Here is a 257-nt window from a genome sequence, read left to right on the forward strand (position 1 = left end):
TAACTGGCGTAACCACAACGACTACCATCATTTTATCAGATATCGATTCTGGAAGTTGTAACGCAGCGCTCACTAATACTACAAGTGTCACAATAAACTCAATTCCAGCTGTCACGGCATTAACAAGCAACAGTCCAATTTGTAGTGGCGATGATGCTGTATTTACCATCACAGGAACAGCCAATGCAACGGTAAGCTATTCCACAGATGGCGGTACAACAACGCAGATGTTTATTTTAAACGGAACAGGAACAGCC

The 257-nt window shown here is 42.8% G+C and carries 1 protein-coding gene; it reads left to right on the top strand.

What is annotated here, in order from left to right:
• Nucleotides 1-257, top strand: a 257-nt coding sequence (locus ACRBBL_RS26595; protein WP_431372145.1) for a hypothetical protein, incomplete at both ends; no start/stop codon positions are given.

The organism is Kordia sp. (assembly GCF_050633145.1).
GTDB lineage: Bacteria > Bacteroidota > Bacteroidia > Flavobacteriales > Flavobacteriaceae > Kordia.